The sequence below is a fragment of the Microbulbifer sp. HZ11 genome (assembly GCF_000708675.1).
GTDB lineage: Bacteria > Pseudomonadota > Gammaproteobacteria > Pseudomonadales > Cellvibrionaceae > Microbulbifer.
In genome coordinates this window covers 1,493,858-1,508,852 of record NZ_JELR01000001.1, presented here as the reverse complement: position 1 = coordinate 1,508,852, position 14,995 = coordinate 1,493,858, and the positions used below count along the sequence as shown (strand labels likewise).

Annotated in this window: 13 protein-coding genes; 8 read left to right on the top strand and 5 right to left on the bottom strand. The window is 58.7% G+C overall.

All coding sequences use genetic code 11. The annotated features are described in order from the left end of the window. Positions 1-141: 141 nt before the first annotated feature. The 5 genes from AU11_RS06410 to AU11_RS06390 all read left to right on the top strand — a co-directional run bounded on the left by AU11_RS06410 (position 142) and on the right by AU11_RS06390 (position 5,607). Entirely contained in the window at positions 142-864 is a 723-nt protein-coding gene (locus tag AU11_RS06410; protein WP_231491636.1) for a hypothetical protein, read from the top strand. A 178-nt stretch (positions 865-1,042) separates the two neighbouring features. After that, positions 1,043-2,116 carry a phospholipase A gene (locus AU11_RS06405; protein WP_231491634.1) on the top strand — a complete coding sequence of 358 codons (1,074 nt, stop codon included), beginning with the start codon at positions 1,043-1,045 and terminating at the stop codon, positions 2,114-2,116. Between the two features lie 11 nt (positions 2,117-2,127). Then, positions 2,128-2,631, top strand: coding sequence for an NUDIX hydrolase (locus AU11_RS06400; protein ID WP_231491632.1), 504 nt, complete (start codon positions 2,128-2,130; stop codon positions 2,629-2,631). A 139-nt stretch (positions 2,632-2,770) separates the two neighbouring features. After that, positions 2,771-4,762, top strand: coding sequence for an aminotransferase class I/II-fold pyridoxal phosphate-dependent enzyme (locus AU11_RS06395; protein WP_043317292.1), 1,992 nt, complete (start codon positions 2,771-2,773; stop codon positions 4,760-4,762). A 74-nt stretch (positions 4,763-4,836) separates the two neighbouring features. Continuing rightward, positions 4,837-5,607, top strand: a complete 771-nt coding sequence (locus AU11_RS06390; protein WP_043317290.1) for an ATP-binding protein — start codon at positions 4,837-4,839, stop codon at positions 5,605-5,607. A 46-nt stretch (positions 5,608-5,653) separates the two neighbouring features. Here AU11_RS06390 and AU11_RS06385 read toward each other — a convergent pair whose 3' ends face one another. The 4 genes from AU11_RS06385 to leuS all read right to left on the bottom strand — a co-directional run bounded on the left by AU11_RS06385 (position 5,654) and on the right by leuS (position 11,913). Continuing rightward, entirely contained in the window at positions 5,654-7,312 is a 1,659-nt protein-coding gene (locus AU11_RS06385) for an acyl-CoA dehydrogenase family protein (RefSeq protein ID WP_043317288.1), read from the bottom strand. A gap of 203 nt (positions 7,313-7,515) precedes the next feature. Continuing rightward, positions 7,516-8,520 carry a DNA polymerase III subunit delta gene (gene holA / locus AU11_RS06380; RefSeq protein ID WP_043317286.1) on the bottom strand — a complete coding sequence of 335 codons (1,005 nt, stop codon included), beginning with the start codon at positions 8,518-8,520 and terminating at the stop codon, positions 7,516-7,518. A gap of 1 nt (position 8,521) precedes the next feature. Beyond that, the gene (gene lptE / locus AU11_RS06375) at positions 8,522-9,040 is read right to left on the bottom strand and encodes an LPS assembly lipoprotein LptE (RefSeq protein ID WP_231491630.1); all 519 of its coding nucleotides are present in this window, start codon (positions 9,038-9,040) and stop codon (positions 8,522-8,524) included. A 275-nt stretch (positions 9,041-9,315) separates the two neighbouring features. Next, complete coding sequence (gene leuS, locus AU11_RS06370; RefSeq protein WP_043317283.1) at positions 9,316-11,913, bottom strand: leucine--tRNA ligase; 2,598 nt, start codon at positions 11,911-11,913, stop codon at positions 9,316-9,318. Between the two features lie 102 nt (positions 11,914-12,015). On the opposite strand from leuS, the gene AU11_RS06365 reads away from it, so the two are divergent. From AU11_RS06365 to AU11_RS06355, 3 genes are all read left to right on the top strand, one after another. Continuing rightward, positions 12,016-12,498, top strand: a complete 483-nt coding sequence (locus AU11_RS06365) for a hypothetical protein (protein ID WP_043317281.1) — start codon at positions 12,016-12,018, stop codon at positions 12,496-12,498. 93 nt (positions 12,499-12,591) lie between these two features. Further along, positions 12,592-13,374 (top strand): YdcF family protein, encoded by a 783-nt coding sequence (locus AU11_RS06360; RefSeq protein WP_043317279.1) that lies wholly within the window; start codon positions 12,592-12,594, stop codon positions 13,372-13,374. A 198-nt stretch (positions 13,375-13,572) separates the two neighbouring features. After that, positions 13,573-13,977, top strand: a complete 405-nt coding sequence (locus AU11_RS06355) for a hypothetical protein (protein WP_043317277.1) — start codon at positions 13,573-13,575, stop codon at positions 13,975-13,977. 32 nt (positions 13,978-14,009) lie between these two features. Here AU11_RS06355 and AU11_RS06350 read toward each other — a convergent pair whose 3' ends face one another. Further along, positions 14,010-14,942 carry a TIGR01777 family oxidoreductase gene (locus AU11_RS06350; RefSeq protein ID WP_043318366.1) on the bottom strand — a complete coding sequence of 311 codons (933 nt, stop codon included), beginning with the start codon at positions 14,940-14,942 and terminating at the stop codon, positions 14,010-14,012. Positions 14,943-14,995 lie beyond the last annotated feature (53 nt).

Here is a 14,995-nt window from a genome sequence, read left to right as displayed (position 1 = left end):
TGAAAGTTTCCCACAAGATGCTGAAGTCGTATCTGCACATCCGAGTTCTCCAGCGAACGAGCAGAAAATATGCATCAATTTTGTGCGTTTGTACCCGGGTTATCCCCGAAAATATCTCGCGAAATCATGGATGAACACTATATGCGAATGACCGCTAACCTTGCCCAGGGCCGCTACCAGTACAGCTGTGATGGCAGAACCATGCCGGTACAGGACGAGTGGCAGCTGGGGCGCGATGAGCAGGGCCGGCAGCTGCTTATCAGCCGCAGGCTGGTGGGTGAGCAGGGGCACGGTATCGAAGTCCGCGCGTTGATGGACGCGGGGCTGGTGACCGAATGCCTGGTGAACTGGAAAGACGAAGTCGATGAGGTGAATGCCCACTACCGCCTGGCGCCTACCAATAACGGGAGCGCCGCCATGGGCGACCCCATTGAGGCCGACTGGACCGGCCCCAACGGCCCCCAACAGATGGTTCTGGAAGGCGGCAATCGGCTGCTGTTTCCGCTGATGCGCATATTCATGGGGCCCCTGCTGCAGCGCCTGTGCGATATGGAATTTGGCTGTGAAGTGGTTGCCCCGGACATTGTCGACCCGTCCCAGCGGGGCAAGCTGCTGTCGCCGCGGGTGAGCCATCGCCGGGCTGAGGTTATGGCGGGTGATGCGAATATCCAGGGGGTGCATGATCTGGGCTCCGACATCACCGTATTTTCCTACCAGGGCGATGAAGCCGAGCGCGATGCCCACTGCTTTGTAGACCCCCGCGGCTTGCTGGTGGGGTACGACTGGCCTAGTAGTACCGGCCGTCTCTGGCAGGTGCGCCTGCACGATCTGGAGTGGTCGCCGGAGCTCGCGTCCCTGAGCTGAACTACGCGCAGACGCAAGCTGACTGGCTGCACACTTTAGATTCCCAAACCATGTAAACTGGCGTTCCGTGTTTATTCAGGAGCACCATTCGTTGTTTTCTGTTCGATCTTTGCTTCCCTTCCCCCGCTGGCCCCTTCTCTATGGTTTCGCCGCCGCTGTGGTTTTGACCGCAGAGCCGGTGTGTGCACAAGAAACCATCGCGGAGGAAGAGGTCGAGGCGCAATCCGGTTACGAAGAAATCGAGATTCTGCAGACCGATGATTCCCTACAAAGTGAAGAGCGGCGCCAGCAGAACTGCTTACGTGAGCAGTTACTTACTGCGCCCGCCAATATCACGCTCGAAGAAATGCGTATCCGCTGCGAACTGTCGGTGATCCGCGAGGGGCGCCGGGTGGAGGAAACTCCGGTTTTTGCCACCACCCCGGAGGTGTCCCCTCAGGAGTCCGCGGATGTACTGGTCAGCGAGCGCGCTCAGGCCATCCGCGATGCTGCGCAGAACCCGTTCACTCTGGCGTCCCATAAGACCAACTATCTTCTGCCGATTACCTACAATCCCAAACCCAACAAGGGCGGGCTGGAAGATTACGACACAGAACACGAGGTCGACCTGGATTCCATCGAGGTACAGTTCCAGCTCTCGGTACAGGTGCCCGTTTGGCGCGGTTTTCTGGGCAAGGCATCTTTTATGAGCTTTGCCTATACCAACCGCTCGTTCTGGCAGGCGTACAACTCGGACGATTCTGCGCCATTTCGCGAGACCAATCACGAGCCGGAGCTGATCATGACCTGGTTGAACGATTGGACCATTTTCGGGTTCCAGAATGTGGCCAATCAGATCGCATTCAACCATCAGTCCAATGGCCGAAGTGAGCCGCTGTCGCGCAGCTGGAATCGGATTTACGCCAACTTCGCGTTTGAAAAGGACGATGTCTATTTCACTGTCAAGCCCTGGTACCGCATTCCGGAAGACATGGAAGACGACGACAACCCAGACCTGGAGTTCTATCTGGGGCACTTCGAATTTGTTGGAGGGGTAGAGCGGGGCGACCACAATATTTCCATCATGGTGCGAAACAACCTGCGCTCCGACAACAAGGGGGCGGGTGAACTGCGTTGGAGCTTTCCCATGGGCAGCCGGGTACGTGGCTATGTGAAATACTTCAACGGCTACGGAGAGAGCCTGATCGACTACGATGAATCGGTGCAGACCCTGGGGATTGGTTTTGAACTGGCCCGGGGCACGGGAAGTTAAGTGGCACCGAGGTGCGTCTGCTGTGTGCGCGCCGGGTGGCGCCACCTTCCGCCGATTTCAATGGTGCCTGGAATGCTGATGAAGGTCCACGGATGGGATTCGACGATACCTACAAACTGAGTGCACACGCGGTCATCACCAACGAAGCAGGGGAAGTGCTGCAATTACGTGCCACCTACGCTGATAAAAGTTGGGGCCTGCCTGGCGGCGCCCTGGACCTGGGCGAGACGATTCATGAGGCCCTGCACCGGGAGTGCCGGGAAGAGCTGGGCCGGGAGATCGTCATCGACTATCTGAGTGGCGTCTATTACCACCGGGTATACAACTCCCACGTATTTATCTTTCGCGCGCACCTGAAAACCCACGGCGTGGGGAACAGTAACGGCGATATCACCCTGTCGTCTGAGCATTCCGCGTTTGACTACTTTGCGTTAAATGACCTGTCGCCGGTACAGCGCGTGCGGGTGCAGCATTGTTTGCAGTTTAACGGGGAAGTTCAGAGCGCAAAATTCTAATGTGATCACATTTTTCGACCATTGATTTCGTATCCCCCCCGCTTTCTGGTGCTTATTGCCAATTTCCGCAGTCCCCCCCTAAACGGCGCCAGCCTCATTTAGTATCTGTCTCCTATGCTGAAAGATAAGAAGAAATGTTATGGGTGTAGAACTGACAATGCCTGATCTGGGCAATCTCTGTGAACAGCGCCAGCCGCTGGAGTGCCGTGTCGCGCTGGTCAGTAATGACCGCGATCTGAGCAGTAGTTGGGTCAGCGCGCTCAACGCGACCGCCGCACAGCACGAGAATCCTTATGGGCTGCGGTTTGAATCGGTGGCCACCAGTGCTCTGGAGAAATGCCTGCGGGAGGAAGACCAGTTACAGGCACTCATTATTGATGGTGGCTGCGCTTCGGATGAGCTCAAGGCCGCCGAGCAGCTGGCGGATCGTATGCACGCGGTGCGTGCACAGCTGAATGTATTCCTGGTGGCGCAGGATTCATTCCTTAATGATCAGGGGGGGGCCCCGGCGTCCGTGCGCAAGCGTTTTGATGAGCTGTTTGACCGCCGCGAATGCAACTTCAACCATATGTTCCGCCTGGTGCAGGCATTTATTGCTCGCCGCGCTTCCACCCCCTTTGCCGATACGCTTAAAGAATACGTTTTCTCTGCCCGCGATGCCTGGCATACCCCGGGTCACTCCGGCGGCGACAGTCTGCGAAACAGCCCCTGGGTGGGCGACTTCTACCGCTTTATGGGTGAGCACGTTTTCAATACCGATCTGTCGGTATCGGTACAGGTGCTGGACAGTCTGCTTGAACCCCATTCGGTGATTCAGGAAGCACAGGATCTTGCGGCCCAGGCGTTCGGCGCCGAACAGACGTTTTTTCTCACCAACGGCACCTCAACCGCGAATAAGGTGGTGATCCAGCAGATTCTCGGTGGTGGCGGCAAGATCATTGTCGATCAGGCCTGTCACAAGTCGGTGCACCATGCGATCGTCATGAACCGGGTGGAGCCGGTGTACCTCAAGTCCACCCTGCACCCGCAATTCGGGATTTATGGCCCGGTGTGTCGGGCAGATATCGAGAAGGCGCTGGACGAACACCCGGATGCGGGGCTGCTGGTGATTACCTCCTGTACCTACGACGGCCTGCGTTACGACCTCAAACCGATCATTGACTACGCTCACGAGCGAGGGGTGAAGGTGCTGATCGACGAAGCCTGGTACGCACACGGATATTTTCATACTGAATTGCGGCCAACCGCCTTGGAGTGCGGGGCCGACTATGTCACCCAGAGCACTCACAAGATGTTGTCGGCCTTCTCCCAGGCCAGCATGATCCACGTGCAGGATCCGGATTTCGATGAGTTCCGTTTCCGTGAAAACCTGAACATGTACGCGTCCACCAGCCCCCAGTACTCCATGATCGCGAGTCTCGATGTGGCCCGTAAGCAGATGGTGATGGAAGGCTATGGCCGTTTGCGCCACTGCGCGCAAATGGTGGCTACGCTGCGTCGCGAGGTGGATGCCACCGGTGTATTCCGCGCACTGACCCTTGAGGATCTGGTTCCGGCACCGTTGGCGAAAGACAATATCCGCCTGGATCCCACCAAGGTCACCATCGACGTATCGGGTAGCGGTTATTCCGGCAAGGAGATTCAGGTCAAACTGTTTGATCAGTTTGGGATTCAGGTAGAAAAAACGACCTACAACACCGTAACGGTGCTGGTGACCCTCGGCAGTACTGAAAGCAAATTACTGCGCCTGGTTCACGCTCTCAAGCAACTGGCGCGCCAGCCGCGCAAGCGCAGTCATGTGGGTACAGCCCGGCAGTTGCCGGAATTCACCCATCTCAACTGTTTGCCAGCGGATGCCTATTTTGCTGAAACCGAAGAACTTCCGCTGATGGACAATGGTGTGGCAGCGGAGAAAAAGCTGGTTGGCCGCACCTGCGCCGACGAAATTGTTCCCTACCCCCCGGGGATACCGGTTCTGGTGCCGGGACAGGAAATTTCCGCGCAGATCGTGCAATTCTTACAACAGCTGCTGCAGGGGCAGAACGCCACGGAAATTCACGGGCTGATCTTCCGCTCTGATGAACCGATGTTGCGGGTGATGAAGAAGGCCGTATTCAAGCGGAAAAGCTGACACAGATGTATGGCGATTGATTGCATGCGTGTGACGGTGTACTTTTTGCGGCTTCGAATCGGGAGCCGTTCGGTATGCAAAAAATTGATTGGGATCAACAGATCGCGGCAATCTGGCGCGCTCAGCAAGGCGTGTTAAAGCCTGTTCGTCGTCTGGATCCGGTTCGCCTGGATCAGTTATTGGGAATTGACGAACAAAAGCGGCAACTGGTGGAAAATACCGAGAAGTTCCTGCGAGGGGAGCCCGCTAACCATACACTCTTGTGGGGTGCTCGTGGTACGGGAAAATCCAGTCTGATCAAGGCGTTATTGAACCGGTTCGGTAGCGAAGGGTTGCGCTGTATCGAGATCAATCTCCAGGATCTGGATGATCTGCCAGAAATTGTCGACTACCTCGATAGTGACGAGGTGTGCAAGTATCGTTTTATCCTGTTCTGCGACGACTTTTCATTTGAGAAAGGTGATGAACGTTATAAAGCGCTCAAAACCATTCTCGCCGGTTCCCTGGAGCTGCCTCCCGAAAATGTTCTGTTGTACGCAACATCCAACCGACGCCATCTGATCCCGGAAAGTACACAGGACAACCAGCAGACGAAAATCGTGAACGGCGAGCTTCACCACGGAGATGTGGTGGAAGAAACCCTGTCCCTGGCGGACCGCTTCGGACTCTGGCTGAGTTTCTATCCTGCGGACTGGGATAGCTACTTGAAAATAGTGGATCAGTATTTTTCCGAGTTTGACGGTGACCGCGACCAACTCCACACCGCCGCCAAACAGTTTGCCATGCTCCGCGCCAGCCACAGTGGGCGCACGGCGGAGCAGTTCTTCAAAAGTTATTCCAATTAACCGGTTACGTGTAGGAGTCTGCTTTGCAGGCTGCTACAGGCGAGTGTCACACGACCAGTGGATTGCCGCGCTCGATTACTGCTTTCACATCGATGCCCACCGGCAGGGTACCTGTGTTGTGTGCCCCCTGCGCGCCGAGCCTGGAAGCGATAAATCCCTCGGCCACAGCGGTGTTCCCGGCTTGTATCAGCAAGTGGCTCTGTATGGTCAGAGCCAGTTGATCTACCAGATGTCGCGCGCGGTATTCCATCTGATCGAGGTCCGCGAACTGGCTTTGTAAACGTGTCAGCGCGCGGTCAAAGCGCAGGTCACAGCCTTTGCTTTTTTCAAGCTCGTCAATCCAGGTGGTCAATGCGGCGGGGGTTTTGGTTACTGCACGCAGTACGTCCAGCGCCTGAATGTTGCCCGAGCCTTCCCAGATCGCATTGATCGGGGCATCGCGGTACAAGCGTGCGGTAATGAAATTTTCGATCACCCCATTACCGCCGAGGCACTCTGCGGCTTCGTAAGCGTGGTGCGGTGTGCGCTTGCAGATCCAGTACTTTCCCACCGCTGTGCCGAGGCGCATCAGCAGTTTCTGCTGCTCATCGTCAGGATGATCCATGGCCTGCGCCATGCGCATGGTCATGGCGACGGAGCCCTCCAATTCCAGTTGCAGATCTGCGAGGACGTTCTGCATCAGTGGCTGTTCGATCAGGGTTTTGCCGAAGGCGCTGCGTTGGCTCGCGTGGTAGATCGCCTGTAGCGTGGCCTGACGCTGCCCAGCGGAGGAGCCGATCATGCAGTCGAAACGGGTGGTGGAGACCATTTCGATAATGGCCGGTACACCTCGGCCCTCCTCACCCACCAGCCAGCCGAGCGCGCCGCGAAGCTCGATTTCTGACGACGCATTGGAAACGTTGCCGGCCTTGTTTTTCAGGCGCTGTACCTCAATCGGGTTTTTGGTTCCGTCCGGGCGCCAGCGGGGAACCAGAAAACAGCTTAGCCCAGCGCCGGTCTGCGCCAGCATCAGAAAGGCATCGCACATGGGGGCGGAGGTAAACCATTTGTGGCCGAGGAGTTCGTAGGTGCCGTCGCCAATCGGGGTTGCGGTGGTGGTGTTGGCGCGCACATCGGACCCGCCCTGTTTCTCTGTCATCCCCATGCCTATGGTGAGTGCGGACTTTTCGGTGTGGGGGCGATTGCTGGGATCGTAATCGCGATCGGTAATCTTTGGCAGCCACTCTTTTGCCAGTGCGGGAGCGAGGCTGATGGAGGGCACCGCCGCAAAGGTCATGGTGATCGGGCAGCCGTGGCCGGACTCCAGCTGACTGTGCAGGTAGTACTTGGCGGCACGCACTACATGCGCGCCGGGCTTCGGTTCCGTCCACGGCGACGAGTGCAGGGCCTCACTTTTGGCCAGCTGCATCAGCTGATGGTAGGCCGGGTGGTAGTTCACCTGGTCGATACGGTTCCCCACCCGATCGTGGGGCTCAAACTCCGGTTTGTGGTGGTTTGCCTGAAAACCCCGTTCGATCCACTCCGGTCTTCCACACACCTCCCCGTACCGCTGCAGATCCGCTTCACCCCAATGTCCTCCGTTGCGCGCCACCGCCTCTATCAGCGCAATGTCACCGGCGTAGAGATTGTGTCCCTGTAGCGGCGCCGGCTGGTTGCGTACCCGATGGGTGGAGGCGAGGTCGGTCGTCATTATTTTATTCGTCATGTCTGGTCTCTGACTGGAGCGGTGGACGTTGGAGAGTGGCTAACGAATATCCTAGCGGCTTGACAGGGGGTAGGCATGTCAGGACATGCCGGAATACTTGGCTTGCGGCGCCAAAGTGAGAGGCGCAGGCGGCGGGTTGCAGGCGAACGGACCGGAGTATTGTTCGGTTTGCCTGCACGCAGGCTTCTACGAGGGAGGAATTATTAGATGCTGCGTTTGCCAGAGAGATTTAGGGTGAGCTCCAGCAGACCTGCCCAGGGGTCCATTTCTTTGCCGCCTTTGATCGCGTTGTCCACAGCGCGAGCACGCATCAGGAAGTTTTCCAGATGGCGGGGGCGCAGGCGCTGGCAGGCGGCCTGGACCAGTGGTTGGCGTTTCTGGATTCGCACCAGTCGATTGATCGGCTGGCCCTGATCGAGTTTCTGCTGGGTTTCCAGTAGCGTGCGGATTTCCCGGGCGATGGCCCAGAGAACTACCGGGGCTTCTACGCCTTCTGCGCGCAGGCCTTGAAGTGTGCGCACCGCGCCGGCGGCATCACCGGCCAGTGCTTTGTCGATGAGGCCGAAAACGTCGTAGCGGGCGGAGCTGGCAACGACGTTGTTCATGGTGTCGGCGGTGATCACCGAGTCCTGCGCCAGCAGTTTCAGCTTTTCGATTTCCTGGCTGGCGGCGAGCAGGTTGCCTTCCACACGCTCGGCCAGGATCTGGATGGCTTCCGGTTCGGCGTCGAGGTTGGCTGCGCGCAGGCGCTGGTGGATCCAGCGGGGCATTTCAGAGGCATCTACCGGCCAGATCTGGACCAGTACGCCCTTGGCCTCCAGCGCCTTTACCCATTTGCTGTTCAGCTGCGATCGGTCTAGGCGTGGCAGAACTAATAACAGCAGGGTTTCCTCATTCGCCATGCTGGCGAATTCCTGCAGGGCTTTACTGCCTTTGTCGCCGGGTTTGCCGCCGGGAAGGCGCAGTTCGATGATTTTTTTATCGGCGAACAGGGACATGCTGCCGGCGGCGGAGAGCAGCTGGCCCCAGTCGAAATTGTGCTCGCCATGCAGCAGATCGCGCTCGTTAAAGCCGTGTTTGCGCGCGGTATCGCGGATGCTGTCGCAGCACTCCTGTACCAGCAGGGGTTCGTCGCCGGTGACGACGTAGATGGGGGCTAACCCCTGGCGGAGGTTCTGCGGGAGCTGACGCGGGTTGATACGTGGCATGTCAGGGGAGTGCCGGGCTGTCGCGGACGGGGGTGTTGATTTCGATACGGCGTAGGCGGTCGATGATCCGCCCGATGAGTTCGCGGCGCATTTCTTCCCGCTGCAGGCGCTCTTCTTCCCCTTTACTGACGACTTCGGCGTCGTCCCATTCGAGGGTGCGGTAGACGTCGGCGCGGGCCATGGTAAGGAGATCGCGGCCGGTGTTGTCACGCACGCTGTACTCGGCGCTGGTGATGAGTTCGTATTCGGAGGCGCGGCCCTGGGCATCCACGGAGACAGTGCGTTTCTGTTCGATCTCTTTGTGGATGGTGAGGGTGAAGTCGGCTTCGTTAGGGGCTTCTGCTAAAGGCAGGCCGCTGGTTTGCAGTAAGCGGGTGATGCTTTCGGCGAGTTCGCTTCTGGGGTCTTCGGTGGTGATGTAGAGCTTGCTTCCGGGGGGGAAGTTTTTCGGTGCGCCGCGGAGGTGCCAGCCACAGGCTGAGATTGCGATGGCCAGGATTATTGCGGTTATGCGGAGCACTGTATTTTTCATCTCGGTCCGGTGGTTTATTGTCTTGTGGCGGACGGGCACCGGGTACAGGTTTTCAGGACCGCGGTAGACCCATCCCTGGGCGCTGCGACGCAAACATCCCGTTTGCGACGCTCCTGAAAACCTGTACCCGGCACCCGTCCTTCGCGTCTGATCATTGTACTTCGTGAGCAATGGTGGATGCGCTGCGCTTATCCACCCTACGTCGAGGTGCGGCCTTAATTTGTAGGGTGGATAAGCGGAGCGCATCCACCAATCCGGGCTATTTAGTTGGCGACGATGTTGACCAGCTTGCCTGGTACCACAATCACCTTGCGCACGGTTTTACCTTCGGTAAATTTCAGTACGTTCTCGTCTGCCAGCGCCATTTTTTCCAGGGTTTCTTTGTCGGCGTCTGCGGGTGCTTCGAGTTTTGCGCGCAGTTTGCCGTTGACCTGTACCACCAGGGTGATACTGGAGCGGACCAGGGCTTTCTCGTCCACTTTCGGCCAGGGAGCATCGACCAGTTCGCCGCTGTTGCCCAGCGCTTTCCATAGTTCGTGGCTGATGTGCGGGGTGACCGGGGCGAGGAGCATGACGGCGGCCTGCAGGGCTTCGCGTTCTACGGCGAGGCCGTTGGCGGAGTCGCGCTCTGCGGTTTTGGTGACTTCGTTCAGCAGTTCCATGACCGCGGCAACGGCGGTGTTGAAGGTCTGGCGGCGGCCGTAGTCGTCGCTGACTTTCTGGATGGTCTCGTGGGTTTTGCGGCGCAGCTGTTGTTGCTTGTCGGACAGCGCGTTGGTATCAATCGCCGCACTGCCGTCGCCGGCTTCGATATGGCCGTGGACGGTTTTCCACAGTTTGCGCAGGAAGCGGCTGGCGCCTTCTACGCCGGAGTCGTGCCATTCGAGGGTTTGCTCGGGGGGGGCGGCGAACATGGTGAACAGGCGTACGGTGTCGGCACCGTATTCCTCAACCGCAGCGTGGGGGTCGATGCCGTTGTTCTTGGACTTGGACATTTTCACTACGCCGCCGGCGATGACTTCTTCACCGGTGGCGCGCTCGATGGCTTTGATCGGCTTGCCCTTGTCGTCGCGCTCTACGTCGACGTCTGCAGGAGAGATCCAGGTTTTGTGGCCGTTGTCTTCTTTGTAGAAGGATTCGGCCAGTACCATGCCCTGGCACAGCAGGCGCTTGAAGGGCTCGTCGCTTTTTACCAGGCCTTCGTCGCGCATCAGTTTGTGGAAGAAGCGCGCGTACAGCAGGTGCAGGATGGCGTGTTCGATGCCGCCCACGTACTGGTCCACCGGCAGCCAGTAGTTGGCGCGGTCCGGGTCGAGCATGCCTTCTTCGAAGTCGGGGCAGGTGTAGCGGGCGTAGTACCAGCTGGACTCCATGAAGGTGTCGAAGGTGTCGGTCTCACGCTCGACCGCTTCGCCGTTGTGTTCGTCTTTGCGCCACTCGGGGTCCGCCTTGATCGGGGAGGTGGTGCCGTCCAGGGTGACGTCTTCCGGCAGCAGGATCGGCAGTTTTTCCGCCGGTACCGGAATTTCGCCGCCGTCTGCCAGGTTGAACATGGGGATGGGGGCGCCCCAGTAGCGCTGGCGTGATACACCCCAGTCGCGCAGGCGGTAATTGGTGGTGACGCGGCCTTTGCCGGCGGCCTCTAAACCGTCGGCGATGGCATTGAAGGCGGCGTCGAAGTCGAGGCCGTCGAAACCACCGGAATTCACCAGCACGCCTTTTTCGGTGAAGGCTTCTTTCTCCAGATCGATGGATTCATCGCCGGTGGGGGCGATCACCTGCTTGATCGGCAGGTCGTATTTTTTGGCAAATTCCCAGTCGCGCTGGTCGTGGGCGGGTACCGCCATCACGGCGCCGGAGCCGTAATCCATCAGCACGTAGTTGGCGACCCACACGGGCACTTCTTCGCCGGTAAGCGGGTGGATGGCCTTGAGGCCGGTATCCATGCCTTTTTTGTCCATGGTGGCCATATCGGCCTCGGACAGGGACTGTTTTTTGCACTCGGCGATAAACGCCTTGAGCTCCGGATTCGATTCCGCCAGCTCCTGGGCGATCGGATGCTCCGCCGCCAGGGATACGTAGGTGACGCCCATGAGGGTGTCCGGGCGGGTGGTGTAGACGTCGAAGTGGTCGACACCGGCAATGGTTTTCGGCAGGGCGAAGGCCAGCTCGACCCCTTTGGATTTGCCGATCCAGTTGCGCTGCATGGTGCGCACCTGTTCCGGCCAGTCCGGCAGCTGGTCCAGATCCTTGAGCAGTTCTTCGGCGTAATCAGTGATCTTGATAAACCACTGGGGGATTTCCCGGCGTTCGACCAGGGCACCGGAGCGCCAGCCGCGGCCGTCTTCCACCTGTTCGTTGGCCAGTACGGTCTGGTCTACCGGGTCCCAGTTCACCGTGGCCATCTTTTTGTACACCAGGCCTTTCTTGTACAGGCGGGTGAAGAACCACTGCTCCCACTTGTAATAGCTGGGCTGACAGGTGGCCAGTTCACGGGACCAGTCAAAGCCGAAGCCCAGAGACTTCAGCTGGCCTTTCATATAGTCGATATTGGAGTAGGTCCACTTGGCGGGCGCGGTCTTGTTCTGGATGGCGGCATTTTCCGCCGGCAGACCGAAGGCGTCCCAACCCATAGGGTGCAGCACGTTTTTGCCCTGCATACGCTGGTAGCGCGAGATCACGTCGGTGATGGTGTAGTTGCGCACGTGCCCCATATGCAGCTTGCCGCTGGGATAGGGGAACATGGATAGGCAGTAGAACTTGTCGCGGCTGGGGTCTTCCTTTACCTCGAAGCTTTTCTGCTCGGCCCAATGCTCCTGGGCGGCGGCTTCGACTGCGGAGGGGTTGTACTGCTCTTCCATCGGTGGGGAACCTATACTCTGTGACTCGATCTATTGGGATATTCGGACCGGCAACCGCCTGCGCGGTTCTGCCGGAAAACGGCGAATTATAGGAGGGATAGGGTGAGTAAGAAACCTAAACAGGCCCGCAAAGTCGCGAATCCCGATCTGCCGGGGGAGGATGGCAAGCTCTCCACCGAAACCAGGCGCGAGCTGGAAAAGCTGGTGGGTGAAGAGCTGGACGTGGAGAAGTTCACCGCGCGTAAGGCGGCTTTCCTCAATGCCTGGATCAAAGATGACGTCCACCGCGCGGAGCACTATCTGCAGGACCTGGGAGGGGAACTGCTGACCCAGGAGGAGCGAGTGGGAGATTGGCTGCTGGATGCCGCTGACCCCACCAAGACCGTATGGCCAGCGGTAATGGGTTGTATCAAGCGCGGTGAGCCCTGGGCGCTGGCCGGAGAAAACGTTGGCGAGGGCGAGGAGCTCCAGTGCCTGGCCTGTGGTTACCGGGCACTACCGGACACCGGTACCGAGGTGACCCCATGCCACCGCTGTGGCTATGGCTGTTTCCGGCAAATTGTCGATGGGGCAAATCACCCATAGCTCTGCGGCAAGCGAATCTGCACCCGCAGCGGGGTCTATCTCGAGCCCATAGCGTATATCTTTTCCCTGAAACGGATCGCAGGCGAACCCAATATGGAACTGCAGACTGCACTCACGACTCTGGTAATGCCGCCATTCGCGCCCCTGGCCGGGATGTTGCTGGCCCTGGCTTTCTGGTTTTTCCCATCCTCTTCCCCGGTTGCCAAGCTGTCATTCCCTCTGGCTATCCTGTGCTTTATCTCGCTGTGGATATGCGCGACGCCGGCCTTCTCCGGCTGGCTTGGCGAACGATTGGTCAAGCAAATGCCGGAGGTACCGGAAATGGAGCCTGCGGCCGTGGTCATTCTTGGTGGAGGGCGATACCGGGATTGGGAAAGCGGGGACGAGCGCCTGTCCGCGGCGAGCCTTGAGCGGGTTACCCGGGCGGTGGCGGAGGCTCCAACCAAGCTACCGATCCTGGTAACTGGTGGGCGTGTGTTTGATGAAGAAACCCTGCCGGAATCAGATCTGATGGCCGCTGCATTGGAAACGTTGTTCGATCGCAGTGTTACCTGGCGCGAGAATTGCAGTCGCAACACGGCGGAGAATGCTTCTAATTCGGCGGCACTTCTTCACGATTCGGGAGTCGAAAGCGTACTTCTGGTGACTCACTGGTGGCATATGCCCCGCGCTGCAGAAACCTTTGCACGCGCCGGGCTGCAGGTGCAGCCACTGGCCGTAGGGAGCCCCGCAGAGTTGCTGCCCAGGGGCGAGAGCGGTTTGCTGCGCTGGTTGCCCAGTGCTGCAGCATTGGTGCGCAGCCAGGTGTACTGGCGTGAATTACTGGGGCTGCAGTGGTATCGCTGGCGGTCGCTGCCTGCGCGCAGACAGTGTTGAATTGAGTGGTATGACCCTGACGGGTTGACTGGAAAGGAACTGCGAGTTTTGGATCGCTGGTGAGGTTGCCGGTAGTTTCAGATAAAACTAATATGGCTGCCTTCGCCACTGTCCCCGAGGATACCCCGCGCGGGAATCGGGCAGTGGCTGTTCAGGCTACCCAGCGAATAACAACAAAAAAGATTGAGGTACGGATTGATGTCAGAATTTCCTGCGTCATTTTCCCCTATTCAGTTGCACAATCGACTGAATCGCCCGGTGTGGGTGGGTTTCAAAATGGCTCGCCGGGGCAGTCGGCAACTGGTGATGTTGTCCGCAGGCGCGGACAGTGGTGCCAAACTCAGTAAAAATTTCGAAACGTTTGTTGGCCAAATTGTGCGCGAGTTCAAGTTGGACCCCGAACACACCGATTTTGTGGAGTTGCGTCGGGAAAAGGCGGGCGGAGAGGGTGCTACCGGCAGCGCAGACGCCCACAGCTGGTTTCGCTGGCACGCCCAGTGGGTGGGTTCTGCACCAATGGAGTGCAAGGCCGATCCGGTGACGTCTGAGTCTGCGCGCAGCTACCTCGACGAAGTTCTGGTGCAAAGTAACGCCGCGGCGTAAGTAATTTTCTACACCCCGAATCTAGACCCCAATCAATGCCCTCGCGATGAAGCCTGGGCACTGCCATTACTCCCCGCTGGGGCCAGCAGGTCTTCCAGGGCTTTTTCCAGAGTGGGATACTGGAAGCTGTAGCCGCTATCCAGTGCGGTGCGCGGCTCCATGCGCTGGCTTGCCAGTAACAACTCCTCGGCCATTTCTCCAAACAGGATTTTCAACATCCAGGCGGGTGTGCGCATCAGACATGGTCGATGTAACTGTTTTGCCAGTAATCGCGAGAAGCTGTTGTTGGTGACCGGCTCCGGTGCACAGGCGTTGAAGGGTACACACAATTGACGGTCGATGGCGTGAAGCATCAGGCCGATGATATCCGCCTCGTGAATCCAGCTCATCCACTGCTCGCCGCAACTCATGGGGCCGCCGAGACCGGCTTTGAATGCGGGCAACATCTGTTTCAGAGCGCCCCCCTCGGTCGACAGTACGATGGCGGTGCGCATGGTGCCCACACAGATACCGGCCTGCTGTAGTGGATCTGTGGCCGCCTCCCAGTCGCGGCAGAGCTCAGCGGCGAAGCCACCTCCCGGACCACTGTTTTCCTTGAGCAGATCGCCACCCCGGTCACCGTAATAGCCCACCGCGGAGCCGGAGAGCACATACCTGGGCCGGCGTGGTTGAGAAAGAATCCAGCGCACCAGCTCGGCGGTGGTGTCGAGGCGGGAGCGGCGGATTTCCTGTTTACGGGCTTCGCTCCAGCGCTTGGAAATGGGCTCACCCGCCAGATTCACCACGAGATCCACCGGGTTCTGTATCTGCTGTAGTTCGCGCACCGCATGCGCCGCCTCTCCGCACTGGCGGTGTACCTTGGCCGGGGTGCGACTGAGAACGGTGAGTTGGTGGCCTCGCTCCAGCCATTTCGCGCAGAATTGGCGGCCGATCAGGCCGGTGCCGCCGGTAATCAAGCAATGCATAAATCTGGCATCCATGCCGCACTATGTCTGCCAGCGCCAGCTAGAGGTTGCCG

What these genes read in the sequence shown, in the direction of transcription:
- AU11_RS06360 (WP_043317279.1), top strand. Translation starts at nt 12,592, where the DNA reads ATGGAACTGCAGACTGCACTCACGACTCTGGTAATGCCGCCATTCGCG.
- AU11_RS06385 (WP_043317288.1), bottom strand. Translation starts at nt 7,312, where the DNA reads ATGACGAATAAAATAATGACGACCGACCTCGCCTCCACCCATCGGGTA.
- AU11_RS06355 (WP_043317277.1), top strand. Translation starts at nt 13,573, where the DNA reads ATGTCAGAATTTCCTGCGTCATTTTCCCCTATTCAGTTGCACAATCGA.
- holA (WP_043317286.1), bottom strand. Translation starts at nt 8,520, where the DNA reads ATGCCACGTATCAACCCGCGTCAGCTCCCGCAGAACCTCCGCCAGGGG.
- AU11_RS06390 (WP_043317290.1), top strand. Translation starts at nt 4,837, where the DNA reads ATGCAAAAAATTGATTGGGATCAACAGATCGCGGCAATCTGGCGCGCT.
- AU11_RS06395 (WP_043317292.1), top strand. Translation starts at nt 2,771, where the DNA reads ATGGGTGTAGAACTGACAATGCCTGATCTGGGCAATCTCTGTGAACAG.
- AU11_RS06350 (WP_043318366.1), bottom strand. Translation starts at nt 14,942, where the DNA reads ATGCATTGCTTGATTACCGGCGGCACCGGCCTGATCGGCCGCCAATTC.
- leuS (WP_043317283.1), bottom strand. Translation starts at nt 11,913, where the DNA reads ATGGAAGAGCAGTACAACCCCTCCGCAGTCGAAGCCGCCGCCCAGGAG.
- AU11_RS06410 (WP_231491636.1), top strand. Translation starts at nt 142, where the DNA reads ATGCGAATGACCGCTAACCTTGCCCAGGGCCGCTACCAGTACAGCTGT.